Here is a 222-nt window from a genome sequence, read left to right on the forward strand (position 1 = left end):
ACATCACCTACCTGCCGATGCGAAAGGGCTTCCTCTATCTGGTGGCCATCATGGACTGGTTCACCCGCAAGGTGCTGGCCTAGCGCATCTCCAACACGCTGGAGGCAGACTTTTGCATCGAGGCGCTGAACGAGGCGATCTACAAGTTCGGCCCGCCCGAGATCATGAATACCGATCAGGGCAGCCAGTTCACGTCCTTCGCCTGGACCGACCGGCTCAAGC

The 222-nt window shown here is 59.5% G+C and carries 1 pseudogene; it reads left to right on the forward strand.

From position 1 onward, the window contains the following. Positions 1 to 222 (forward strand): annotated as a pseudogene (locus D5084_RS08980) (transposase); the annotation flags it as partial.

The organism is Tabrizicola thermarum, from assembly GCF_003574395.1.
In the GTDB taxonomy this organism is placed as follows: Bacteria; Pseudomonadota; Alphaproteobacteria; order Rhodobacterales; family Rhodobacteraceae; genus Tabrizicola; species Tabrizicola thermarum.